Origin of the sequence: Candidatus Brocadia sp., from assembly GCA_021646415.1 — a bacterium.
Classification (GTDB): domain Bacteria; phylum Planctomycetota; class Brocadiia; order Brocadiales; family Brocadiaceae; genus Brocadia.
In genome coordinates this window covers 243,761-268,883 of sequence record SOEU01000002.1, presented here as the reverse complement: position 1 = coordinate 268,883, position 25,123 = coordinate 243,761, and the positions used below count along the sequence as shown (strand labels likewise).

24 protein-coding genes and 1 pseudogene are annotated in these 25,123 nt (G+C 41.6%); 7 read left to right on the top strand and 18 right to left on the bottom strand.

The window, feature by feature from the left end; all coding sequences use genetic code 11:
• Window positions 1-2: 2 nt before the first annotated feature.
• The 9 genes and pseudogenes from E3K36_02980 to E3K36_02940 all read right to left on the bottom strand — a co-directional run bounded on the left by E3K36_02980 (window position 3) and on the right by E3K36_02940 (window position 8,985).
• Window positions 3-2,270 (bottom strand): ferrous iron transporter B, encoded by a 2,268-nt coding sequence (locus tag E3K36_02980; GenBank protein ID MCF6154218.1) that lies wholly within the window; start codon window positions 2,268-2,270, stop codon window positions 3-5.
• 242 nt (window positions 2,271-2,512) lie between these two features.
• Entirely contained in the window at window positions 2,513-2,959 is a 447-nt protein-coding gene (locus E3K36_02975) for a hypothetical protein (GenBank protein MCF6154217.1), read from the bottom strand.
• A 172-nt stretch (window positions 2,960-3,131) separates the two neighbouring features.
• A complete protein-coding gene (locus E3K36_02970; GenBank protein MCF6154216.1) occupies window positions 3,132-3,587 on the bottom strand; it encodes a YkgJ family cysteine cluster protein in 456 nt (151 codons plus the stop codon).
• Window positions 3,588-3,690: 103 nt separating this feature from the next.
• Window positions 3,691-3,900 carry a type II toxin-antitoxin system HicB family antitoxin gene (locus E3K36_02965; protein MCF6154215.1) on the bottom strand — a complete coding sequence of 70 codons (210 nt, stop codon included), beginning with the start codon at window positions 3,898-3,900 and terminating at the stop codon, window positions 3,691-3,693.
• A 19-nt stretch (window positions 3,901-3,919) separates the two neighbouring features.
• Window positions 3,920-4,071, bottom strand: a pseudogene (locus E3K36_02960) (addiction module toxin, HicA family).
• A 212-nt stretch (window positions 4,072-4,283) separates the two neighbouring features.
• Window positions 4,284-5,408 carry a hypothetical protein gene (locus tag E3K36_02955; GenBank protein ID MCF6154214.1) on the bottom strand — a complete coding sequence of 375 codons (1,125 nt, stop codon included), beginning with the start codon at window positions 5,406-5,408 and terminating at the stop codon, window positions 4,284-4,286.
• A 467-nt stretch (window positions 5,409-5,875) separates the two neighbouring features.
• Entirely contained in the window at window positions 5,876-6,094 is a 219-nt protein-coding gene (locus E3K36_02950; GenBank protein MCF6154213.1) for a type II toxin-antitoxin system HicA family toxin, read from the bottom strand.
• Complete coding sequence (locus tag E3K36_02945; protein ID MCF6154212.1) at window positions 6,087-6,365, bottom strand: type II toxin-antitoxin system HicB family antitoxin; 279 nt, start codon at window positions 6,363-6,365, stop codon at window positions 6,087-6,089. Before E3K36_02945 ends, E3K36_02950 begins: the two co-directional genes overlap by 8 nt.
• 397 nt (window positions 6,366-6,762) lie before the next feature.
• A complete protein-coding gene (locus E3K36_02940; protein ID MCF6154211.1) occupies window positions 6,763-8,985 on the bottom strand; it encodes a DEAD/DEAH box helicase in 2,223 nt (740 codons plus the stop codon).
• A 137-nt stretch (window positions 8,986-9,122) separates the two neighbouring features.
• Between E3K36_02940 and E3K36_02935 the strand changes: the two genes are divergently transcribed.
• Both E3K36_02935 and E3K36_02930 read left to right on the top strand, forming a co-directional pair.
• A complete protein-coding gene (locus E3K36_02935; protein ID MCF6154210.1) occupies window positions 9,123-9,830 on the top strand; it encodes a phosphoribosyltransferase in 708 nt (235 codons plus the stop codon).
• 74 nt (window positions 9,831-9,904) lie between these two features.
• Window positions 9,905-10,375, top strand: coding sequence for a 3'-phosphoesterase (locus tag E3K36_02930; GenBank protein ID MCF6154209.1), 471 nt, complete (start codon window positions 9,905-9,907; stop codon window positions 10,373-10,375).
• A 13-nt stretch (window positions 10,376-10,388) separates the two neighbouring features.
• Here the strand turns inward: E3K36_02930 and E3K36_02925 are convergent, their stop codons facing one another.
• Entirely contained in the window at window positions 10,389-11,012 is a 624-nt protein-coding gene (locus E3K36_02925) for a 5-formyltetrahydrofolate cyclo-ligase (protein ID MCF6154208.1), read from the bottom strand.
• Window positions 11,013-12,063: 1,051 nt separating this feature from the next.
• On the opposite strand from E3K36_02925, the gene E3K36_02920 reads away from it, so the two are divergent.
• Window positions 12,064-12,837, top strand: a complete 774-nt coding sequence (locus tag E3K36_02920) for a hypothetical protein (protein MCF6154207.1) — start codon at window positions 12,064-12,066, stop codon at window positions 12,835-12,837.
• A gap of 288 nt (window positions 12,838-13,125) precedes the next feature.
• On the opposite strand, the gene E3K36_02915 is transcribed toward E3K36_02920, so the two are convergent.
• From E3K36_02915 to E3K36_02895, 5 genes are all read right to left on the bottom strand, one after another.
• Complete coding sequence (locus E3K36_02915; protein MCF6154206.1) at window positions 13,126-13,662, bottom strand: M28 family peptidase; 537 nt, start codon at window positions 13,660-13,662, stop codon at window positions 13,126-13,128.
• Entirely contained in the window at window positions 13,634-13,786 is a 153-nt protein-coding gene (locus E3K36_02910; GenBank protein ID MCF6154205.1) for a M28 family peptidase, read from the bottom strand. The genes E3K36_02915 and E3K36_02910 overlap by 29 nt, the downstream gene beginning before the upstream one ends.
• A complete protein-coding gene (locus E3K36_02905; GenBank protein ID MCF6154204.1) occupies window positions 13,774-14,031 on the bottom strand; it encodes a hypothetical protein in 258 nt (85 codons plus the stop codon). The genes E3K36_02910 and E3K36_02905 overlap by 13 nt, the downstream gene beginning before the upstream one ends.
• Before the next feature lie 68 nt (window positions 14,032-14,099).
• A complete protein-coding gene (sfsA, locus tag E3K36_02900) occupies window positions 14,100-14,831 on the bottom strand; it encodes a DNA/RNA nuclease SfsA (GenBank protein ID MCF6154203.1) in 732 nt (243 codons plus the stop codon).
• A 342-nt stretch (window positions 14,832-15,173) separates the two neighbouring features.
• On the bottom strand, window positions 15,174-16,277 hold the full coding sequence (locus tag E3K36_02895) for an NADH:flavin oxidoreductase (protein MCF6154202.1): 1,104 nt from the start codon (window positions 16,275-16,277) through the stop codon (window positions 15,174-15,176).
• Between the two features lie 69 nt (window positions 16,278-16,346).
• Here E3K36_02895 and E3K36_02890 point away from each other — a divergent pair, with 69 nt between their 5' ends.
• A complete protein-coding gene (locus tag E3K36_02890) occupies window positions 16,347-17,099 on the top strand; it encodes a radical SAM protein (protein MCF6154201.1) in 753 nt (250 codons plus the stop codon).
• A 464-nt stretch (window positions 17,100-17,563) separates the two neighbouring features.
• Here E3K36_02890 and E3K36_02885 read toward each other — a convergent pair whose 3' ends face one another.
• Both E3K36_02885 and E3K36_02880 read right to left on the bottom strand, forming a co-directional pair.
• Window positions 17,564-18,808 (bottom strand): NAD(P)/FAD-dependent oxidoreductase, encoded by a 1,245-nt coding sequence (locus E3K36_02885; protein ID MCF6154200.1) that lies wholly within the window; start codon window positions 18,806-18,808, stop codon window positions 17,564-17,566.
• Window positions 18,809-18,966: 158 nt separating this feature from the next.
• Window positions 18,967-19,872, bottom strand: a complete 906-nt coding sequence (locus tag E3K36_02880; GenBank protein ID MCF6154199.1) for a radical SAM protein — start codon at window positions 19,870-19,872, stop codon at window positions 18,967-18,969.
• A 264-nt stretch (window positions 19,873-20,136) separates the two neighbouring features.
• On the opposite strand from E3K36_02880, the gene E3K36_02875 reads away from it, so the two are divergent.
• Window positions 20,137-21,960 (top strand): ATP-dependent metallopeptidase FtsH/Yme1/Tma family protein, encoded by a 1,824-nt coding sequence (locus E3K36_02875; GenBank protein ID MCF6154198.1) that lies wholly within the window; start codon window positions 20,137-20,139, stop codon window positions 21,958-21,960.
• Here E3K36_02875 and E3K36_02870 read toward each other — a convergent pair.
• Window positions 21,957-22,682: a carboxypeptidase regulatory-like domain-containing protein gene (locus E3K36_02870; GenBank protein MCF6154197.1), complete on the bottom strand. Its 726-nt coding sequence runs from the start codon at window positions 22,680-22,682 to the stop codon at window positions 21,957-21,959. The genes E3K36_02875 and E3K36_02870 overlap by 4 nt on opposite strands.
• Window positions 22,683-22,962: 280 nt before the next feature.
• On the opposite strand from E3K36_02870, the gene E3K36_02865 reads away from it, so the two are divergent.
• A complete protein-coding gene (locus tag E3K36_02865; GenBank protein MCF6154196.1) occupies window positions 22,963-23,691 on the top strand; it encodes a hypothetical protein in 729 nt (242 codons plus the stop codon).
• Window positions 23,692-23,805: 114 nt separating this feature from the next.
• Window positions 23,806-25,110, top strand: a complete 1,305-nt coding sequence (locus E3K36_02860; GenBank protein ID MCF6154195.1) for a UDP-glucose/GDP-mannose dehydrogenase family protein — start codon at window positions 23,806-23,808, stop codon at window positions 25,108-25,110.
• Window positions 25,111-25,123: the final 13 nt, after the last annotated feature.

Below are 25,123 nucleotides of genomic sequence, written 5' to 3'. Positions count from 1 at the left end.
CATTAAAACTGTTGTAAAATGAACCTTAAAATACCACCAATAAGTATAGAATACGGTAAGATAAATGCAAACATGAAAAATGCATTTTTTACCCCCTGCTCTTTAATCATCACAAAAAAATTGGCAAGGCACGGAATAAATAACGTAATCACAACCAAAGAAACCAATAATTGCTTGGGGTCGATACCAGCACTCCCGCCTTTTTCTTCCAACGCCTTAAAGATGCTCACGGCGCCATAATCCCTCCTCAAGAATCCCAGGATAAACCCTTGCGCTGTTTCTACCGGCAGTCCCAAAAAATTCCGGACAATTGGCGCACTTATTCTCTCCATAAAGGAAAGCACTCCTAATTTTGTTGCCACAAATAATGCTAGGGTACCGAGCATAAATAAAGGCACGGCCTCCTTTAAAAACCAGTGGACCCTATAAAACGTCTTGATAAAGATGTTCGATAACTTAGGCATCCGAAATGGAGGTATCTCCATTAAGAAATCAGAAGGGGCCCCTGGCAAGACCTTGGACGATAAATAGCCAACAAAGAGAAGCTGTGTGCAAATGACAAAAACGTATATGGCAAAATATGTCCCTGAAACCCTGCCCAGCACACTTGAAATCACACCCAATTGTGCAGAACATGGTATTGCCAATGCCAGCAGCAAGGTTGCAATAATCCTCTCCTTTTTTGTATTAAGGATGCGGGTTGTCAGGGTCGCCATGGTATCACAACCCAGACCCAGCACCATCGGAAGAACAGCCTTCCCATTCAGCCCTATGCGCTTAAATATCTTATCCACCATAACAGCGAGACGCGGGAGATAACCACTGTCTTCCATAATTCCAAACGCCAGAAAGAAAAACCCCACAATGGGAAAAACAATGGCGATTGCATAGGTAAGCCCCACACGCACTAACCCGGATTGTTCATTCAAAAACAATTCAAAGATAATATTGTCCTTGCTTATCACCTTCTGTGCAAGCAATCCAAAATAATAATTAAACCCCTGGAAGTTTACATGGGTAAACACATAGGTTTTTTTAATAAAGGGAATATATACGTACAGATCAAAACCACCCGAAGGTATTAAAGAGCGGCCAAACACCTTCTCTTCAAAAAAATCTACGCACGTTCCGGCTCCAAACTCCCCCACAAGCTTATAAACAATCCATAAAATGACAATCAACAGAGGAAAGGCTGCTATCGGATGCATGGTAACGCGCCCCAATATCTCTGCAATCGTACTCTTTGCCTTGTATTCTCTCAAGTAGAGGTATAGTGAGAACCATAGAGATGATATAACGCCGACTGCAAGAGGCGTGGCAAGTGTCAAAATACCGCCGAAAGGAAGTCGAGATGAAATGAGATACATCAATAATGCCGTGAGCTTATGTCCCATGAAAAAAGAGACCAATGGCACAAGAAAATAAAAGAATATACCCCTCACAACCGGATGAGTTTCTTTTTCCTTCCTGAGGGTAAGCGTTACTTTGTCAACCAACGAATCTACAAAATTTGCCCGTTTGATGTTAATTACATAACTCAATGGGTTGCTAAAATGGCTTTGGATACCTTCTCGAATGCATTGGATTTCAGCAAGTGAACCGTTTGCGAGTTTATGTCGTAACTTTTCTTCGAGGGCTTCATCACCCGATAAAAGCATTATAGCCAGTGCCCGTTCATTCACTGTCGTCTTACCCTGCAATATTTTCTGTATCCCTGAAATGCCTTCTTCGATTAAGCTCCCGTAATCAATATGAAGTTTGGGTACTTTTGCGATTGGTATAGCACTAAACAGCGCGCTTATCCCTACCCTGTGTGTGGCAATAGTTTTCACGACAGGTACATTCAAAATTTCCTGCAATACATCTACATCAATATTCATACCCCTATCTAAGAGTTCATCCCACATATTTAACACCAACACAACGGGGAGTCCCATTTCTGCAAGCTGGGTGGTAATTAATAAACCACGGCGGAGATTCTTTGCATCCGCTACCTGGACGATATGCTTCTTGTACTCTTCCAAAAGCATATCCCTTGCAACACTCTCATCCTCAGAAAGGGGAATGAGACTATTTGCCCCCGGTGTATCTACAATCTCTATTCCACCGTCCAACCCTTTGCAAATGCCTTTGGAAACCTCCACGGTTGTTCCGGGGTAGTTCGAGACCGTCACGTATTTCCCTGTCAATAAACCAAATATCACACTTTTCCCGACATTTGGGTTTCCCACCAGGGCAACCTTATAGGTATTCATATCAACTACAGACATTTGCTCAATCCTATTCTAAAATTAGGCCTTCGGCAACTTTTATTCTACATGCAGCACAACATAAATGCCGCTTTTGCGGAATTTCTCCCACGCTACATTCCCAGTTTGAAATTCCTTGTATAATAGGTAATGGAAAATTAATTGAAATTGAGTCTCTTTATCGCAAGTATAATATTTTTAAAAAACAAGTCAAACTTTTTCTCCATGGATTTGAAGGCCAAAAATGAGTTGGGTTAGTATTGTCAACTGGCAGTTGTTGTTTTTAATTTGAACTCAGCAAGCTGGTTAAGAAAAGGCAGGTATTTCCATTGAGTATTATATTTCCCACTCAAATCTTTGATCATTTGATAATACTTCTCGTATAAGTCATTTAAAACTTTATTGTAATAAGGATTACAATAAAAAACACGACACCCAAGCGTTCGAAAGTCTCTAATACTGCATTGATTGTCCTTCAGAAAAGGGCAAATGTTGTCTGAAATGTTGAAATCCGGTACTTCCACATTCCGGGTAATAAAATTGATTTCTATACTACTCGCATAAAGAACATGATCAAAGGCGCTAAAATTGCAACACGTTCCACACCCATTACAACCCGGATTCAGCAGCGTTAACTCTTTTTCTAAATGTTGATAGATTATTACTAATTCTGAAGAGAGATTCAACCCTGAGGGGCTTTCCATTATCATATACTAAATTGACAAAGGTTTATTCCATTAATTTCTATGCCATTTATCCTTCAATAATCGCAGAATGAACGTTTTATCATCGTCAAACCGTTCATGGTGAGTCTTCGGCGTGAACTCAGACGAATGCTTGTCGAACCATGATGAAAGGACAAACATTTGTCATAATAGTATATTAGCCAAAACGCCCTTCGTATATTTTTAAATTGCCCTGTATCTCCTCCAGTGTATGTAACTTCCCTTTATCTATGCCGGGACACGTCTTTTTTACTTTTTCCCATTCAGACCTGTTTTCTAAATTCGATGTCCAAAATGGAAAGGACCTGCACTGACATGGCCTTACATCATAAATCTTACAACCATTATCATACATAATGCAGTCGCCATTGCCATATTCCAGCAAACTGAATCGGTCATTTATAGTCCTCAAATAGTTTTTTGCAAATGCGTTCTGGGTAATACTCAGAAATGCCGATATTTTTTCGATCTCTCTTTTATTAACCCATACCACACCAGGTTCACCACGACAGCATCTGCCGCATCGCTGACATTCAAATCTCAACCCTTCTTTGTACCAGGGTAGAATATTTTCTTGAATATCCTTGTTTTTATTCGTTTTAAATCTATTCATATGCTATTTTCGTTACCCCTTATCTTTAAAAATGCCACCCTTAAAGTATTTTGATATTTTATAATACCATTACTTTTGTAAAATACAATACATATCATACTTTTCAGGCTGTTTCAATGTATTCACAAATGGTTGTTGGTTCAGGTATTGGCAGACCATCTTCTCTTAAGCCATCTATATGAAATGAAATGGCTTCTTTAATATTTATTTCGACTTCACCAACTGTCGAACCAGTAGAAACACAACCGGGTAAATCCGGAACATATGCCGAATAATTATTTGGACCTTTTTCAATAACTATCGCGTAACGCATATCTTATCCTTTCTTTAATTTACTTGCCAGGCATGAGGTCGTCCGATAATTTACCCGGAACAGTAACACGCCCTTTTTGGTAGGGTGTTTGTATTGTCGATGGCTGCCTTTCGTTTCAATCCAATACCATCCATCTCCTTCAATAAGTTTTATGATATCACGAACTTTCATTTACTCAGGTAAACGCCAGATGCAATGTAAATGATCTGACAACACCACGATCCCATCAATTATAAAAATGAAATAGATATTTAATATTGATGGGTTCACTTCGTTTAACCCATCCTACTTAACTATGTTTTTTGTGTATGTTGGACACAAATAAAGACGTTTAACAATCACGTTGATCCTATTATTAAACGCTTCTTAATTGCCAATAACTTCTACAGCATTTTTCCGATAATACTCCATAACCATTTTACATCAAAAAATATTCCTGCATTTACAAGTATGATTCCAAGACTAAAAATCAGTTTCTGCCTGCGCGCAATCCCGAAGCGCTGGAGTGCATATAGCGGTCGATCCAAAAAAGGCCAGAACAACCGATGGAACAACATGACCAAAACCAATAAAAGATGCAACATAAACACTAGAACGGGGAATGCACAGACTGGAGCCAACATACTTATAAGCGCGGCAGCGATGCCAAGAAAATTAGGCTCTAATTCCATAGTTGTCATTAGTAGAAGCAACTTACGCAGTGCTATAAACAGCCCAACTGAAATCGGAAGGTTCATGACTATTACAAAGAGTATCTTGACCGCTGAGTCGAGCCCAGCATCCCACCGCAGTATATATCGTAAGATTGCTACAAACGTTGCATTGATTAGCACTAAGCAAAGGATGAACAAGGATGTAATCGTCAGTCGAACCATTACTGGAAATGAAACGAATTTATCCGATATCTTGATACCAACTTCGTATGTTGTTTGAAAATAGCCAAGGGATGTGTATACAAAAATAGCAATCAGAAGGAGTATCAAAGTCCAAGTAAACTGATATATTCTTTTTGGTAATAGAGTTGGCAATATGCCGATCCATAAAAAAAACATTGTAACGACTACAATGCAAAAAAGGTAAGAAGGAGAGGCGGCGGGGCCTGTCATAGTAATACCCAGCGCATCCCAGCGTGAGCCTCCTATCTGAACAGTGAAAAAGCTAAAGCTTGTAGAATTACCAGCCTTGTGACTCAAAGCTAGTAAGAAGTATAAAAAAGAAAAGGTGGCTAAAGAATACCACAGTGAGGAACCCGCAGATTGCAAAGAGCATAATTGTTTACCAAAGATCCTGTCAATCCATAAACACACCAGACCAGAAACATGCCGCATAAAGCGTGTTTGTCGTGACAACGCTGTACTCTTGGCGTCGCTGATTTTTATCCACCATTCTTCAAGTTTGTTCTGGAGTTTACCTTCCTCATCCTCATAGAGGAAAAAGGCTATGTAGAAACACAAGACACTGGCAGAGATTAAAAGAAAACGAAACAAAATCATTATTGCAGTAATCACACGCTTTTACTCATTTTTCAGGCCAATGAATCAAATAAAAAAACAAAAAATAAGGGTCACCTACAGAGAAAAAGGAATAGCGAGCAATAAAATCAGAATCTAACATTTGAAAAATAAATCTGGGTGGATGTCACAACGAGGTATGGCGCTCCTGCGAACAGGATTCAGAGAGGCTCTATAGCCGTTGTCCTGACGCCCCAGGATTTCTCAACCTCATTCCTGGTATTTGGACCGATGATCATCCACCACAAAAACACTCCCACGCCTTACAAAGGTCAAGGGTATTTTTTGTTTAAAAGAGCCCACGAATGACGCTAAAGTACGCGAAAAGGATTCCGTACGTTTCGTGTTTTTCGTGGACAATTGAAATATTCCAATTATTGAGGGTTGAACCTGGGTTTTGAGGGGAGAAGGAGGAACACTTCCCTTATTTTTAGTTCCCCTTCTTTTCCTGTGCACCAAAGCGGTTATATACTATTCCACTCTTCGGGGCTTATATTAGCCTGTTTCAATATCCTTCTGATAAGGCCAACGTCTATATCACCCTTATGTGGATTGGGAATGATAAGCCGGATATGTTCTTTCTCCATCCAACTATGTTTACCACCGGGGTATGGGCCTTCGAATCCAAATTTCTTCAACTTCCTGATTAGCGCTTGCCGTTTACAGGGTCTCAGGCTAGACATGAACACGTTTCTTCGTTAATACCTTTGCGTCTGCTGCAAGACGACAGCCATGAATAACAGGCATTTTTTCGCCTTTCTTCAACCCGATGGTAACCCAAAGTTCAATAGCGTCTATGAGGTTTTCCCTGGCCTCTTCAAAATTTCTGCCCTGGGTAAAACATCCTGGTAAACACGGCGCCTCCGCAATGATTGCATCAGAGCTTTCGCCCTTTTCATAGTTGGCAGTTTTTAATATCTCTGTTATATATTCTCGAAATGTTACGGTCTTCATAGAGGCTAAAACTATAGTAAAAGTTATACTTTGTCAATAAAAAACCCTAATCTCCTTCAACAACAAATAGGGGAAGCCACCATTTATTAATTACAGTCTCCATTTAACGTCATCGCAATCCCTATTTTGCTTTTTTCGGGTGGATGTCACAAGGAGGTATGGCGCTCCTGCGAACAGGATTCTGTGAGGCTCTATGGCCTTTGTCCTGACGTCCCAGGATTTCTCAACCTCTTTCCTGGTATTTGGACCGGTGATCATCCACCCAAAAAAATACTATACCCAGCGCCTACAAAGGTCAAGATATTTTTATTAACGGAGGTGCCCACGAAACACCCGAAAAGACGCGAAAGGGATTTCGTATGTTTCGCGTGTTTCGTGGGTAACTGAAACATTCCAATTACTGGGATAGAACCTGGTTTTTTATATCCTCTGCAATGGCCTTCCCGATGGTGGGTATCTTTACAAGATCCTCAACTGCTGCGCCCTTAATATCCTTCAACGTCTTGTATCCCGCATTATAAAGATTTCTAGCCCTCACCCTCCCAACACCTTTGAGGGACACGAGCTGGAGGAGTTCTTCCTTGATGCCATAAAAAACTCTTACCCTCAAAAAAGATAACGGCTTTTCAACTTCCTTCAACCCAAAGACCTTGCTTATTTCACCCGCCGAGTAAAGGAGCCAATCTGAGAGTTCTATCAGCGTGCGAATGTCACCGGGGCCTACACCAAACTGGCCGACGACCTTGTCTTCAGGTGTCTCCTCCATCCACTGCATTAAGAGTAATGCCGTCTTTATCTCGGAAAGGATTTCATCCGATGGATATTTCTCGTCTTTTGGAATCAAAAGCCCGTCTACGTGGGCATGATACACATCGTACATCTCTTCGTAGTCTTTTTTCCTTAATTGAAGTGTCATCATGTCAGGGGTGTGGGCTATCATATGGAAGAGTGCAAATGTTTCCTTCTCTTTTGGCTGATGCAAGGCGTCTCTCACGATTACGCCTGTCAGAGGGTCTATGTAAAGGTCTGAGACGCGGCGGCCAAATCGCGTGGCCACAAGACCCCTTTTATCAGAGATCATTTCTTCTTTTTTGAGGAAATTAACAACAGTATTCGTTACGGATGCAAGGGATTCAGTGCCTTCCTGATAAGCGAAAAAGGTTTTCTTGAGGAAATCCATTAATTCTGCCCTGCTTCTGGTAAAGACACCCGCTATGGATGCAAGGATATGTGATCTGAGGGCAGATTCACTGGCAAGCTGGGAGTCGATCTTTTCGGGTTCCCCGCCTATGTAGCTTTCCATGAGATATTTTTTGTCTCTCTCATTTCTGGCAATGACGACGGCCTCTCCATACTTATCAAAGCCCGGCCTTCCTGCCCTTCCAGACATCTGCTTAATCTCCATAACCGGTATGGGTTGCATTCCAAGGCCGGACTCGTATCTCCACCAATCCCTGATGATCACCCTTCTTGATGGGAGATTCAGCCCCATTGCCAATGTTGTAGTGGCAGCCACGAGCTTTATCTTGTTGGCCCTGAAGGCATCTTCCACGATCTTCCTCTGCGAAGAGATAATGCCTGCGTGGTGGAAGGCAACACCGTTGCTTACGCATTCGGCAAGCTTTTTACAGAGATGGGTTGGTTCCGATGACGCCTCTAAAACCTGTCCGGATAGCTTTTTCAGGGATTGTATTTCCTGTTCTGAAAGCAATTTGGCGACATCGGATAAAACCATGTGCGCAACGGCCTCAGTTGACCTCCTTGTGTTCACAAAGACGAGGGACTGTCCGCCATCGTTTATGGTCTCAAGGCCGAGGTTCACCACATCCAGGGAACCTTCCTTTTTTACCTTTGACACACCACCATCCTGAAAGGTGATGGCATTATTGAAATACACCCCTTCCCTAAGGGGTACGGGTCTCCAGTTGGATTCGATGAGTTGAGCGTCAAGCCATTGGGCAATTTCTGACGCATTCGGTATGGTGGCACTCAGTGCTATAACCCTGAGTCCCGGATTCATCCACTTCAACCTGGTGAGGACTACCTCGAGGGTCGGCCCTCTGTGAGTATCTCCAAGGAGGTGTATCTCATCGGTTACCACAAGGCTCACATCCCTCAACCATGAGGAGCGATGTCTGATGAGGGAGTCCATCTTCTCATTTGTCGAGATGATTAAATCTGCGTCGTACAGCCACGTATCCGCGCTGTCAAAATCTCCAGTGCTCTGCACAACTCTCATCCCGGCGTCTTTGTATTTCTTCGAAAAGTCATCATACTTTTCCCTTGCGAGGGCCCTTAAGGGCACAAGGTACACAACCTTCCCACCCATCTCAAGGAATACCTTCAGCGCCGCCATCTCGGCTATGAGGGTCTTGCCTGAGGCAGTGGGTGCAGCTACCACAAAGGAATCCTGTTTTTTTAAGAGACCTGCCTTTATTGCCAGAACCTGAGGCGGATAAAGTTCCTTAAGACCCGTAACAGTCAGGGTCTCTATCAGCCGCTTTGATCCACCATAAGCACTTAATTCGTCCACAATCATATAAAGATTATAAACCACAGAGGTCAATGAAAAAAGAAAACTCTTTCTATTTTTGAATAAACGGCATAGAATTACCAGCATTGATCCTGACCCGAACAAATTGGAAAAGACGAAATTCGAAGCACGAAATTCGTGAGGCAACCCTGTCAGGGTTTTAAACCCTGACAGGGTTAATTAAATCATATTTTTATTAAGAGCTGCAAAGAGGGTATCATCTTATGCAAAGGCTTATTGAAGACAGTTCTCTACGGGATAGGCTTTATATCTTCAAAGACAGGAATGAAGCAGGGATGCTTCTTGCCCAAAAACTTTTAGGATATAAAGGCACAGACGGCATAATACTCGGCATCCCTTCCGGTGGAGTCCCTGTAGCTGCTGAGGTAGCAAAGGCCCTCGTACTTCCCCTTGACTTAATCATTGTGAGAAAGGTCCAGATACCCTATAACCCTGAGGCCGGATTTGGCGCTGTCGGCCCTGATGGCAAGGTAATAGTAAACCAGGAACTTCTCAGCAGTCTGGATCTCACCGAGGAAGAAGTTGACCGGCAGATTCAGACAACAATAGATAAAATCAAGAGGCGGGACAAACTCTTTAGAAGAGGACTACCATTTCCCTCGTTAAAAGATAAAGTAGTAATCATTGTGGACGATGGACTGGCATCCGGCTATACGATGCTCTCCGCTATAGATTTCGTAAAAAGGCATGAACCACAAAAGATTGTGGTTGCAGTTCCGACAGCGTCGGATAGAACGATTGATTTTATTCTGCCTCACGTAGATGAGCTTGTTTGTCTTAATGTGAGAAGCGGATTTATTTTTGCTGTAGCTGATGCATATGTGAACTGGTATGATCTCGAAGATAATGAGGTAATTTCGATCTTAAAAAATTTCCATCCAGACTTTCAAAATACCAATATGTTACGATAAAATCAATTTTCCGAGTTTTCTGTTTTTTGTTGGTCTTAGCCATTGAAAAACGTGAACGGTAAATAGATACACTTATGAGCCACCGATTTGTTGTCCACGAACACGATGCTACTCATCTCCATTATGATTTTAGACTGGAAATGGAAGGAGTTCTTCGTTCCTGGGCTATTCCGAAAGGTCCTTCTATGAACCCATCCGAAAAACGCCTGGCAGTGCAGGTAGAAGACCACCCCATAGAGTATATTGATTTTGAAGGTATTATTCCACAAGGACAATACGGAGCCGGTGCAGTAGTTGTCTGGGATAGTGGAACCTACGTCCCCATTGACATGCAAAAGGACAAAATGAGTTTTTCCCTCAAAGGTAAAATTCTCAAGGGAAATTTCACCCTCGTTCATCTTAAGGGAAGAGCAAAGGGAAACGAGTGGCTCCTTATCAAACAGAAGGATAAGCATGCCATGCCTAGTTGGAAATTGGAAACAAAACTTACGCCAGAAAAGAAATCTCAATTAATGGAACGCATTCCTCCTTGCCAAACCTCATAATCCAGATATATTATTACACTCTATAAACCTTTTCCGGTGTAACAATAATCGTTACCTTTTTATCTTTCTTCTCCATGAGATATGAAAAATCCTCAAAGACCTGGACTTCGTGCACCATTGCCATCCTTGGAGTTCTTCCATCTATAAGCCCAGCCCCCGAAAGAATTTCATCCTCTTTGTCACCATAACCAGTGCCCTTACCGATCCTGTTCCCCTTCTTATCAACCGCCACAGCCCCAGTGAGATAGAGGTCTATCTTTGGAAGATTATCGTCTATCTTTACCGGCCTGCCATATCTGGAAAATCCTTTAATGCTTGATGCCTCAAATGCCTTTTCTGGAGGGATATCTTTAATGAGATAGAACCCCGTTAACTTCGGCGCAGCTACCAGGAGGATTTTTCCTTCTTTCAAAGCCTCACATCTTGCTGGATGTAAAGAAGCATCGGGAGCCGAAAATATAGCCCTTGCCTCCTTCCATTCTATGAGGGTTTTCAGTCTTTCCGCAGCAGCCCGAGAGCCGACAAAGTTGGGTATCCTTCCATAACAGGGTCGTGGAAAGGTGACAAGATTGTTTTCTTCCATGTAGGCCCAGACAGCCTGCCTCAGTTCCTGTTTGCTTTTGAAGGTTTTATTCATACAAAAGAAACTTTAAACCACAGAGGTCGCAGAGTAAAATAAATTTAGAAACTATTCTTGCTAATTATAAGATACCGTAAAACATAGTTACCTAAAATCAAGTGGGAGACTTCCCTTTGATCCTGTCCTTGCGAAGGCAACGTCATTGAATTCAGGTAAAGAGATTTTCTCTTCGGGGAAAGCCCGAAGGGCTGATAGAATATAGCCCAGGGCGACAGCCCTGGGATAAAGATTTAATAATATTTTTAGCCCTGAAAGGGCGAAAGTATTAAAAATTATAAGTCCTTGATATTGGGATGGTTTCCTGTTTTGCCTTAAAATTAAGGGATCGTTGGTATTATAACAATTCCATCCATTTCAATTCATTCTATTCTTTTGGATTGATTTTAGCACAAAATTAGCACAAATTATGACACATGAATTTACGAAAACACCAATTCCCGGATAGCCTGGAACGATTACGGGAGCATTCCCGATTTTTTGTAGCAGTTCATAGGGTCAGGGCAAAACAATTCAACAACCCTGACAGGGTTTCAAACCCTGTCAGGGTTAACACTGCTGTACGTTTCATTAAAACCTGGCAGAAGTCACAAAAAATCGGGAATGCTCCCAACGATTACCCTCAGTTCTTTCCCCAGAAGAAACGAAAAAGGCTTGCATTCTTCTTCATTTTTTGTATTATCATCCCTTCTAAGGAAAAAAACAATTTCCTATCATCTCTCCATATAAAGAATCTTGACATTGTAAAACGGTAAATGATAATCTCTGATTGTCTTCGCCAATGACGTTAACACGACGATAATCTACACCTATGTCTTGATCAAAGAAAGTCACGATATCCGAAGCCCGGTCGATGGGTTGTAGGCTGGATTATACAGACTGTATAATCCGGAATGGGCGATTGGCAAAATTGCAGAAAAAACTTGATATGAAACCAGTTACAATGCGTGACAAGAAGACACGGCAACTTCTTATATATATCGAGGCAGTCTCTGTTTGCCGTTTTATACAGACTGTATAATTATTGTTAGGCGGGAGATAGAGAATTCCCATGAGCTACACGCATGAGCAGATTGGCAAATTTGAGGCAGAGTACACGAGAGTACGCCGGAGCCTTCAAGAACTAATGTTACAAACCGTATTGGCTGGACAAGAAACAGGCCATGCAGGCGTGAAAGAGCATCTATTGTATGGCGCGGCGCGAAGATTGAACCTCCTAAAGAGATGTCTAAAAAATATATTTAATGAATTTCCCCTCACTGCCAGCAAACCACTCCACAGAGATGTAGTTCATGATGTCCAGATAAACCTGCACGCCTATGTCATGAATCTCTATGGTATTTTTGATAATTGGGCTTGGTCCTTTGTATATCGGCATGATTTGTTAGCCGATGTTGGTGGAAAACATGGAGTCGGTATGTTTCGCGAGAGCACAAGCAAGCATTTCCCTAAACCGCTTCGTGACTATCTTGCTTCTGAAACAATTACAGACTGGCATGAGAAATACCTAAAGTCTTATCGAGACGCCTTGGCTCACAGAATCCCTCTGTATATTCCTCCAGCAGAATTCACTGAAGAAGAGGGCGTGCGTTACAACGAGCTTGAAAGTAAGAAAATGGAACTGATAAAGGCCATGGAATGGGAAAAACTTGATGATCTCTATGAAGAACAAGAAAAAATAGGGAGACCATCTTTTATGTTTCTGCACTCTTTTGAAGGAGAACCCTCTGAGCCGGTCTTATTCCACCCGCAGTTGTTGTGCGATGGATTGGCTGTCGTTGAATTCGGCTCTCTGTACATGAAGCATTGGAATGAACCCGCCTAACAAGGCGCTCGTTCGGACGCAAACTACGCTGCGCTTCGTTTGCGCCGCACAGCTTTATCGTTCTTGGTGGAACTTGATGCAATCATGAACAAGCAAATTATTTGGATGACGTTGTTAACAAAAAGAAAAAGGGTTACATCTTGACAGGTTGTCCGAGAATGTTCCCACTAAATAAAAGACAATTTAACAGGTTAAACGTGATTCTGGATACCCGATAAAAGCGTTCGGGTATGACAAAAACCGCTCATGCAAATTTCTAACCGGACACTACTGCTAAAAAATAATCTTTTAGACAAATCTATCAAGATTCAGAATAACACTGACGACGGCCTTTGTTACATTTACCATAAAGGTAAAATCAAGTTTTTCGTAGTTATCGTACGGGGTATGATAGTAAGGATTTCTGAACATGGCCGTATCAGTCAACATAAGGGCTGGGTATCCGCGATTCCAGAAGGAGGCATGGTCACTCCACCGTGTTTGTGGGATAATATAACCTGATAACGGCACCTTATATGATACAATATAGAGTTCAGGGACATATTCATTCGTTATACGGTGGAAGGCATTCATAAGAGACTTAGACCTATAATTTGCAACAACACCGAGAAAATCGCCTCTTTCAGGTACAGGAATCTTCACCAATGGTGGGATATCCTGACTTCCCGGTGCTTTATTGGTATATCCAACACACTCAAGGATGAGGACAGCCGCGTATTTCCTTTTCCATCTTTTTGCCTCTTTTACAAAATGATTGCTACCGATCCGAAATCTGAAGGTCTGTAGTTGGGGTTCTTCAAAGGGTAAAGGCGACACATTGGACAGCTCTGTTGAGTCTCTGCCTGCTCAAAATCCCTGCTGCCTCAAGGAGCACGGCCACACCGCTGACGTTGTCATCACCACCCGGGCTTTTCCATGCAGCATCGTAGTGGGCACCTAAAAAATACATTCCTTTTCTCCATCACTTCCTTCTACGGAACCAATGATATTTCGAAATCTCCTTCCATAGAACGGCACATCCTGGTTCTCCACTTTGAGGTTAAAGGAGCGAAAGGTTTCTTCTATAAATTTAGCTCTTTCCTCTAAGGCATCATAATTCTCCCATGCATGACGCAATCCTTCCATGGCATGGACGTACCCTTGAATCCGTTCCTTGCTCACTTCTGAAAGCACTTTGTGAATATCGGATGACAACGCTTTTTGCCTCCCTTTTTGAATACACCTCCAAAACGCAGGTAACCACTAACACAGTTTACACTAATTTACGAATGATTTTTCTGATCAGGCAATATACTGTTATGAAGCGGAAGTCTTTCTAAAAAATATATGCCTTCTGGCCTTATATCAAACTTGAATGCAAAGACTTTTACGCCAGTCATCATAGCTACTTTTAACGTTTTTACATATTCGGGGTCTATCTCTTCCGCCGGTGCAAAACAGTCACAATCAGATCTCTGGACGATATAAAGCATACATGCATTGTATCCCATTTCAATAGCATTCATCAGGGAATTGAGGTGTTTTCTGCCGCGAACGGTAACGGCATCAGGAAACTTCGCAGCATGACCATCTTTTAATGTGACGTTTTTAACCTCCACGAAACATTCCCTTTTCCCATTTGAAAGAAGGAAATCCAGTCTTGAATTACCAAAAGTTGCTTCCCTTTTGATGACCTTATAAGGGCTTAATTCATGGATTAATTTTAATTCGATCAAACGATGGGCAAGGTCATTGGTCAGTAATGTATTTACTCCCACCCACATCCCATCGGCCTTGACCATTTCAAGGGTATAGAGGGTCTTTCTCTTTGAGAATTCATGATATGAAAGCATTACAGAAGTGCCAGTGTCCGAGCATCCCTTCATGCTTCCTGAATTGGGGCAGAATGCTGTTACAATCCGTCTATCAGGTAATTCCACATCGACAAGGAATCGTTTGTATCTCCTTAAGAAGACACCTGATTGTAAGGCATTGTAACGGTATATTTCTATCATAAATTGCAACTGCCACAGATTAATTAGGTTGCCTTTGGCAGCGACTCTTTAGATACACAGCAAATGCGGGTTAAAAACAACCCCCTCGCCCCCTTTATTAAGGGGGATTTCCTCGAGTCCCCCTTAGAAAATGGGGATTCAGGGGGGTGTCTGGTATGCTACGATACAATCTTTGAAATTCTTAATCATTTAATTAGGCCTTCGGCAACTTTTAAATGCAAATTTTTACCACAGCAGGCCACCCCCTTCACCCCCGCCAGCGGGGGACAGATGGTTTCCCTTCAGTTAGAAGGATTAAGGGACGTGTTGCGTGCATTATCACATACCCCCCAACCCCTCTTTTTAGAGGGGAGATTTAAAACTTACACAGTAAAGCCTGCCTTCCCGGGATGCGGTCATGAAGCATTTATTACACGATATACACCTGGCCCTTTCTTTATTACCCGATTGCCACCTCTTTATGAGATGGGGTTCTGATATAAAGGGCCTGGAAAGACTGAAAAATTGTACCAAACCTTCACGATACATCGCTTCCATTACCCCTAAAGAACGAAGTCCGCCCACCAATATCAAGGGGCACTTCAGGTGTGGTCTGAACTGCCTTGCGTATTCTTTGAAATACGCCTCCTTATCCGGACTGTTAATCGCAGACCTTGAAGGGATAAACTCACCGGATGCAAGTATTCCTCCGCTTAATTCGATGGCATCAATCCCCATATCTGATAATTTTCTACAAACCCATAAAGAGTCTTCCGGGGTAAGCCCTACCCCGTCATCAAAATCAGATGCATTTATCTTTATCAGTACCGGATAATCATTGCCCACGTTTCTTCTTATCGCATCATATATCTCAAAGATTATCCTGGCCCTGTTTTCAATATGGCCACCATATTTGTCAGTTCTTCTGTTCGAGTACGGTGAGAGAAATTGAGAAAGCAGGAACCCGTGCGCAGCATGTATCTGTATGCCGTCAAACCCCGCTTCTTTAGCCCTTCTTGCTGCTTGTGCAAATTCCCCAATAACTCTTTGTATGTCTTGAACGGTCATTTCAACCGGCGTATTTCCCGTTGTCCTCTCTCTGATTGCAAAAGGGGCTTCGGATGGAGTGTCTGTATGAATTTGGATCTGTGAGCCTCCATGGGCAATCTGTAACGCAACCTTACCGTTTTCTTTATGAACGGCATCAGCAAGGCGTTTAAGTCCTGAAATTAAGCTATCGTCATAGGCGCCAAGCATACCAGGATTTGCCTTTCCTCTTTTGCTGACATAGGCATACCCTGTCAGGATAAGGCCAACCCCCCCCTTTGCCAGCTCCCGGTAAATTCCCATGAGAGGTTCTGTAACCTCACCGTTTTCTCCTGCCATGCCTTCCCAGGTGGCAGCCCTTACGAATCGATTTCTTAACTCCATCTTCCCAATATTAGCTTTTTGAAAAAGTTCACTCATTGTTTTCCCTTCCATGTTAAAATACTATAAAAGTATCATATCGGAAAATATTTTCCCATAAAACTTATTATGAGTTTAAACGTTCGGGAAATAAAGGTTAAATCTATCCTCACTAAATCAGGAATCCCTGGCGCTGACTATTGCATTAATCCTTATGTAGGTTGTGCCCACGGCTGCCGGTACTGTTATGCAACATTTATGAAGAGATACACGGGTCATACAGAAGCATGGGGAAGCTTTGTGGATGTCAAGATTAATGCCCCGGAAATTCTCCAAAGACAACTCAAGAGGATGGCGCGTGGCCGTATCATAATTAGTTCAGTAACAGACCCTTACCAACCCCTCGAGTCAAAGTATAAAATTACAAGGCAGTGCCTTGAAGTCCTTTTACAATACCAGTTCCCTGTGGATATACTCACGAAATCCCCTCTTGTTCTGAGGGACATGGACCTGATTAAGAAATTTAAGGACATAGAAGTTGGTCTTACCATCACAACTGATGATGAAGAGATAAGAAAAGTCTTTGAGCCACATGCCCCATCGGTCATGGCAAGAATCAATACCTTGAAAACACTCCATAAGAATGGGATAAAGACCTATGCTTTTATAGGTCCCGTGCTGCCTATGAATCCTGAAACACTTTCAAGGGAAATAAGCCCTCATGTTGACAGTGTTATTATTGATAGAATGAACTATGCCTCAAAGACCCTCAGAATATACAAACGCATGCACTTGGATAAATGGCTTGATAAAGATTTTACTGATGATATTATTCGGAGATTAACGAATGGATTTGATAGAAAAATGGTAAATATCTGCTAAGGCTGGATTCGCTTAATCAATCCAGCAAAATTACTTTAAACCCCTTTCGTTTTGTTTATCTTTCAACTTTCATCCGTTCTATTATCATCTTCACCCTTTCAGGTGAGAAATCCCTTTCTTTGCAAAGAAATTTATATAACCCATTCCCATCAACGGCCAAAACCTTTCCACCCAAATCATCGAGATGTATCTCTTTTTTCAAAATGATAGGGGTAAATTTTACACCCATATAAATCACCTGTAATTGGCACGAAAATACCCCTCACCCTTACCCTTACCCTTACCCTTACCCTTACCCTTTCCAACAAAGGGCGAAGGAATTTTCCCTCTTTTGACTTCGTCGTGAGTCTTCGGCGTGAACTCAGACGAACACTCAATCGAACGATGAGAGGAGTTAAGTGAGGATGATATATTTTCATACCCTTTTGTGAGCTATTATGGCTCATGAATGTATACCCTAAATTTTAATCAATGGAATTTCCGGCAAGATATCCGGTGGAAAATGCCGCCTGGAGATTAAACCCCCCTGTGGGACCATCAACATTCAGCACTTCACCAGCAAAATATAGCCCTTCCAGGAGTTTTGATTTCATCGTCTTCGCATCAACTTCATTCAGACTTACACCCCCTGCTGTAACAATGGCCTCTTCGATAGGACGATGACGTATTAGTGTGAGATGAAGTCCCTTGAGTTGTTTCAGTATCTTCTTTCTTTCAGGCGTAGTTATTTGAGACACCTTTTTGTGAGATTCAATGTTACAAAGGTTCAATAGAATAGGGACTAATTTCTCTGGAATAAAAAAGGTCAGGCAGGATTTAATGACCTTGCTGCCGTGTCGTTTGATCTGATTTATGAGGATTTTATCAAGTTCTTCAGACGAGTGATGGGGTTTAAAGTCTATGTGTATTTGTACAATCCCATTGGGTAGACACTCGACAATGCGTTTGCTCATATCCAGGATACTCGGCCCGGAGATACCGTAATGGGTAAAAAGAGATTCCCCAAAGTGTTCCATAATTTTTTTGCCTCGTTGATAAGCTGCAATGTTTATATTTTTAATGGGGGTTCCCTGCAAGAATTTTACCCAGGTTTCTTCCGTCTCGAAGGCAACGATGGCGGGATATGTTGGACAAATTGTGTGGCCAGCAGAAGAGGCCAACTTATAACCATCTCCAGTACTGCCTGTGGCGGGATAACTAAGACCTCCCGTTGCAATGAGAACATTTCGTCCCAAAACATTTCCTTGACTGGTTTCTACCCCGAGTACATGATTATTTTCTGTATTGAGACGTAAAACGTGCGAATTGGTTTGTATTTTTACCTGGTGGTCATACAGGTAGCCCTCAAGCACCTTCAGGATTGAATCTGCCTTCTGGCTTTTCGGAAAGACCCTGCCCTTATTTTCCACAACCGTTTCTACATCGTACGATAGAAGGAATAAACGTAATTTTTCATTATCAAATGTTTCCAATGCCGTACGGAGGAAATGCCCGCCTCTTCCGTATGCATTTATGAGTACATCTAGCGGAGCTGTATTCGTTACATTGCATCTCCCTGAAGCGCATATGAGGAGTTTTTTGCCCAAGTGGTCCTTTTTTTCAAGGAGGATGACCTTTTTCCCCCGTTCTCCGGCACGGCCAGCGGCCATCATCCCTGCAGGGCCACCACCAATAACAATAAAATCGTAACTATCCGTTATATGTAGCAATCAAAACTCAAGGATAAAAAGTCAAAAATTACAGAGTAAAAATCAAAATTGAGGTATAATATCTGCAGCTTGCCTACTGCTTACCGTCAACTGTCAACTGAAACAAGCAAGCTAAATAATTTCAAAAAGATGTTTTTGCAATAATGCTATGAAGCAGCTTAATCGGCTAACCTGGTGATACCTTCTTCTTGTGCTATTTGAAGGGCATCCCCGAATTCATCAAAGCTGATACGCCGATTGATCTCCGGATATTTGTGGGCAATACCATAGGGATGATATTGATCCATTATATTTACATAGGTATTTAGCGAAATTTCTTTGGCCAGGAACTGCATGACCTTGTGCGTCCCGGCCAATCCATTGGGCATAACAAGATGCCGGACAATGAGCCCCCTCTCTGCAATACCGCGGTCGTTTACAACAAGGTCGCCTACCTGCTTATGCATCTCCTTAATTGCTTTCATGGCCACCTGTGGATAGTCTCCGGCCTTGCAAAATTTGGCTGCAACATCGTTGTCGGAAAACTTGAAATCGGGCATATAGATATCGAAGACCCCTTCCAAGAGTTGCAAGGTCTCCACAAGATCATACCCGCCGGTGTTATAAACTAAGGGTATGTTCAAACCGTCCCTGATGGCAATGGGAAGCGCTTCGAGTATCTGAGGTACGACATGGGTGGGCGTGACAAAATTAATATTATGGCAGCCCATATTTTGTAATTCGACCATCATTTGTGCGAATCGCTCAAAAGAAACTTCATATCCTTCTCCGAGATGGCTGATATCGTAATTTTGACAAAATACGCAGCCTAGACTGCACGAGGTAATAAAGATAGTTCCGGAACCATGTGTACCGACCAATGGTGATTCTTCACCAAAGTGCGGGTTATAACTTGAAACCTTCATCAATTTACCTACCTTACACACCCCCAATTTATTTTCAAGTCGGTTGACCTTGCATCGTCTTGGACATATCTGGCACTCTTTTAATAATTTTCGTGCCTTTACAATCCTCTCATCAAGTTTGCCCGTCCTGTACAAATTTATATAACTTGGTATGAACATAAATACTTAATATGTAATGACATAAAAATTTTTTGTTTTCACATTTTAATCTTCAATGTAAGTGTTATTAAATTAATTGTATGGCTTATTATTATATGAGTCAACAACAAATGACATATCACAAAATAACACCGGCAAGAATAAGCCAGATAAAATTATAAGTTGCCAAAAAAGTATATAATTTGATATATTTTATTATTGCCGTTGTTTGTTCGATAGAATAAATTTTACTTTTCAAAAAGTGCAATTGTAGGAACTGGTAAAATGACGAAAAGATTTTTTCCTAGCCTCTTTGTAATTTTCCTCTTTCTGGCTATAGTAACAGTTCCCCGTATTGCGTTCTCAGTAACAGAAAAGATTCCTTACAGCGATTTTAAGAAGCTGATTCAAGCAAATAAGCTGGAAGAGGTAATTATAGATTCCACCACTATTAAAGGGATTTTAAAACCTGAAGAGGGACAGAAGGCGAAAAAAATTGTAACAACGGTAAAGATAGAAGATCCAGACCTGATTAAGGAATTGATAGCGCATAATGTAAAATTCTCTGCTACAACGAATGGCGGATGGGGTCAAAGCCTTTTTTTTATTTGGTTTATACCCATGATAATATTTTTAATACTGATGTCGCGCATGAGGCGTGGGGCAACGGGGGCCGGACTCATGTCCATTGGTAAGAGCAGGGCAAATCTTTACATCGATAAGGATACGGGTGTTACTTTTGACGACGTAGCGGGAGTAGATGAGGCGAAGGAAGAATTGAAAGAGGTCATAGACTATCTTAAAAACCCGCAAAAATACCAAAGATTGGGCGGAAAGATTCCCAAAGGGGTATTACTGGTTGGCCCCACAGGGACAGGAAAGACCTTGCTCGCCAAGGCAGTTGCAGGGGAAGCAAAAGTACCATTTTTTTCCATTGGAGGATCGGGATTTGTTGAGATGTTTGTAGGAGTCGGCGCCGCACGTGTACGTGATTTATTTGCACAGGCACAAGAAAAAGCCCCTTGTATTATATTCATAGATGAAATTGATGCCCTGGGAAAAGTGCGGGCAGCAGCACCTATATCGGGCGGCCACGAGGAACGTGAAAACACCCTGAATCAACTTCTCCTCGAGATGGATGGATTTGACACAAGGAAAGGTGTTATTCTTATGGCAGCGACCAACAGACCTGAGATACTGGATCCTGCTTTATTGAGGCCTGGGAGATTCGACAGACATATTCTGGTGGATAGACCAGATATCAAAGGGCGGGAAGAGATATTAAAGGTACACTGCAAAAATGTAAAGCTTGGCAAGGACGTAGACATAAAAATCATTGCAGCAAGGACGCCAGGATTTGTTGGTGCAGATCTGGCCAACGTAGTCAATGAGGCAGCGCTTCTTGCCGCAAGGGTAGGTAAGGAGGCTGTCGGAATGGACAGTTTTGAAGAAGCCATAAACAGGGTAATTGCCGGACTAGAAAAGAAAAAAAAGGTCATGAGCAAAAAGGAACAGGAGATTATTGCCTACCATGAGTCGGGCCATGCCTTAGTGGCTGAAACAGTTCCTGGCGCCGATAAAGTCCACAGGATTTCCATTATTCCACGGGGAATTTCTGCACTTGGATATACCTTACAATTGCCGACTGAGGACCGTTATTTATTGACGCGGTCAGAATTATTGGACAGACTTGCTGTCCTTTTGGGTGGCAGGGTAGCAGAAGAAATTAAATTTAATGAGGTCTCCACGGGGGCACAGAACGACCTGGAACGAGCAACAGATATAGCAATGAGCATGGTCAGGGAATACGGTATGAGTGATAAATTGGGTCCCATGACATTCCAAAACGGCAGAAGATCGCAATTCCTCGATCTGGGATTTCGCACAAGTCGAGAACTGAGTGAAGAAGTTTCAAAGGATATTGATACTGAGGTTAAGAGGCTCATCTTCGATACTCACGCAAGGGTAAGGGGTATCCTCGAAGAAAATAAAGACCGTTTAGAAATTCTCGCAAAACTCCTTTTGGAAAAAGAAGTTATCGAAGGCGAAGAACTCAGGAAGATTATATCTGAGACTGCACCTGGCCACAAAAAAACACCTTCTGTTTAAGAGGATATCTCGAAAAAGAACCCAAACCCGGTCTTTGACCGTATGGTAATCTCCCCTGTACAATAAAAATACCGGCCCGGAGGTAAATCCGTTTTCCTCATACCAACATTATCGGCAATCTTCGTATAGGAATCCTCTTCTTTATTCAAAACATATTTTTGCGAAGGATAAAAGACTATACTTCCAACTGAACCTTGTGAATCCACACGATAAAGCGTCTTCCCTATCACCAAAGGATTATCTGTTTGGAAATCAATAATCCTCAGATTTTGGCCTTTAATCACCGTTGGTGAACCTTTTACATAAAAGCGTCTTTCCTTACTACTGCTTTCAGAATAGTATTCACCGTTATTAATTCCTATATAGTCACTGTCACCTACAACAAAGAGACCACCTTTAGGTGGTATCTTCCATAGGGTAATGTCATCTATCGAAAGATCTGTTTTTTCCTCAAACGATAATGGTATATATGCCGGGACATATCCTTCCCTGCTGAAGGTAAGCTTAACATTGCCGGGATTATAACTAACAGAAAAAGTGCCTGTTGGATCTGAACTGGTTTTCGATTTTGACCCATCAGACAACGCCTCGATATCTGCAAAAGGAATAGGTTTACCAAAGCCATCAATGACCCTTCCCCGGATAGTACCGGATTCGAAGGCGTGTAAGGTTTTTAAGGTAAGAAGCATGACAATTATCGAAACACAAAATCTTCTGAACATTTTTATATTCCCATTATCTATAAGGTTTAACGAATACTTTGTAAATATACAATAGTTTATATCTGTAACAATTATAGGCAGAATTGTCAAACATTTTAAAAAATTATGAATAACTAAAGATATACTTTAGGAATAATGTTCAGGCAAAACGCCACTTACCAATTTATTGATTGACAAATACACTACTTGTTTATATACTTTTTCTTTATTTTTACTGTTTCGTAATGATTTAGGTGCAACCTTGTGGCTATTAAGCAATAATGGGAAGGAACGAGAATTTATGAAGAGGAAATTGAGTTTTGTTCTGTCTGTTTTGGGTTTGTTTAGTGCGGGTCTTTTTTCTGCGAGTTCTTTACATGCGAAAGAAACGTTAGATGACGGTTATCTTTGGGCAACGAAAACAGAAATCAACGAAAAATTTGGTGAGCCAACTTACTTATATTGTGAAGAAGAACCTTTCAGACGATATATGATGGTAAAACCAGAAGAGGAAAGTATCCTCAGGGCAACCTTTTTGTATGATGTTATAATCCATGATTTCTATTATCTCACAAGAAACGGTAATAATCTCGAGTATCGGTTCTATTATGGAGAAGATTTGTCCGAAGCAAAAAAAACGTACCGCGTAAAGGAATATTCAATAAAGTTTTTGGACGCTCCCATTCCCTTAGGAAGAGTTGCTGAATTTATCCCCGAGTTTAAACCCGCTTACCAAAGTCCCAAGGTTTATCAAGAACGTTTGGTTAATCTTAATAACATCCGGCTTATCTTCGTAACGGAAAAGATCAATGACCTCTCGAAAAAAATTGGATCCTTGTTTGTCGATCCAGATAAGGACATAAAAGATTGGTCTTTATCCTACAAAGTCATACTTAGCGATGGTGAACCTGAAAATGTATCAATCAATAGCATGGTTAAAGAAATTACCGTCGCAGTAGATGGTGAATATCGTATCGGGAAAACAGCACACGCTTTTGGTACAAAGTTAGTGAAAAATCCTTTACAATAAACCAAAAAGAATTTCTTGTAAGTTTAAAAAGCAGTAGTGATTAATGTACAATTCATTTTTCTTACTGCTTTTTTATTTTATAAGAAAAACTTTTCATGATTTAAGGAGGGTTACGTGAAAATCTGTTGCATTGGCTGTGGTTATGTGGGACTTGTTGCAGGTACATGCCTTTCGGACATGGGTAATGATGTAATTTGCATTGATGTGGATAAAAACAAGATAACTAGTTTGAAAAAAGGCATTATACCTATCTACGAACCCGGTTTGAAAGATATGCTAGATAGGAATGCAAGAGAAAAAAGGATTGCCTTTTCAACAAATATCAAAGAAGGGATTCAAAATTCGGAAGTTATTTTTATTGCCGTGGGAACACCGCCAGACGCTAATAATTGTGCAGACACCTCCGCCATTATCTCCGTTGCAGAGAATATTGGAAGGCATATGGGTGGATATAAAGTTATTGTGAACAAGAGTACTGCTCCTGTAGGAACGTTAGAAAAAATCGGAAAGGTGATAAAATCATTCCAAAATAAACGTATAAAATACGATCTTGTTTCTAATCCTGAATTTATGAGAGAAGGGGAAGCAATCAAGGATTTCACGAATCCTGACCGGATTGTGATTGGGTTGCAGAGTGAAAAAGCAAAGCGTATTATGACATCAATCTATAGCGGCATTGCAAGGGCAGACAAGCCCATTATGTTTACTGACATTCGTAGTGCCGAATTAATTAAATATGCCAGTAATGCAATGCTTGCAACACGAATTTCCTTTATGAACGAGATGGCACAACTTTGTGAAAAGGTGGGAGGTGACATAAAGGCCATCGCAAAGGGAATCGGATTGGACTCTAGAATAGGCCCCCGATTTCTGCAAGCAGGTGCTGGATATGGCGGTTCTTGTTTTCCCAAAGATGTCAAAGCCCTTATTGAGATCATGAAATCAAATGGCGTAGAGGCAAAAATATTAACTGCCGTAGATGAAGTAAACGAGCTGCAAAAGAGGTCTCTTATTGAAAAAATCAAGAAACTCGTGCCAGTGTTGAAAGGCAAAAATATAGCCATATGGGGACTCGCTTTTAAGCCGAAGACGGATGATATGAGGGAAGCACCCTCCATCTCAATCATTCAGCAACTGCAAGAGCTGGGTGCGAAGATAAAGGCATTCGATCCCGAGGCACAGGAAACTGCGAAGAAGATTTTACAAGACGTAACATACTGCGACGACCCATATTTCGCAGTGAAAGGATGTGATGCACTGGTTATCGTGACAGAGTGGAATGAGTTTAGAGACCTTGACCTAAAAAGAGTCAAGCAATTAATAAAGCATCCGAATATAATCGACGGCAGAAATATATACGAACCAGACGAGGTGAAGAAACTGGGATTTAATTATATCTGTGTTGGCCGAAAACGTTAGATACTTAGGCCAG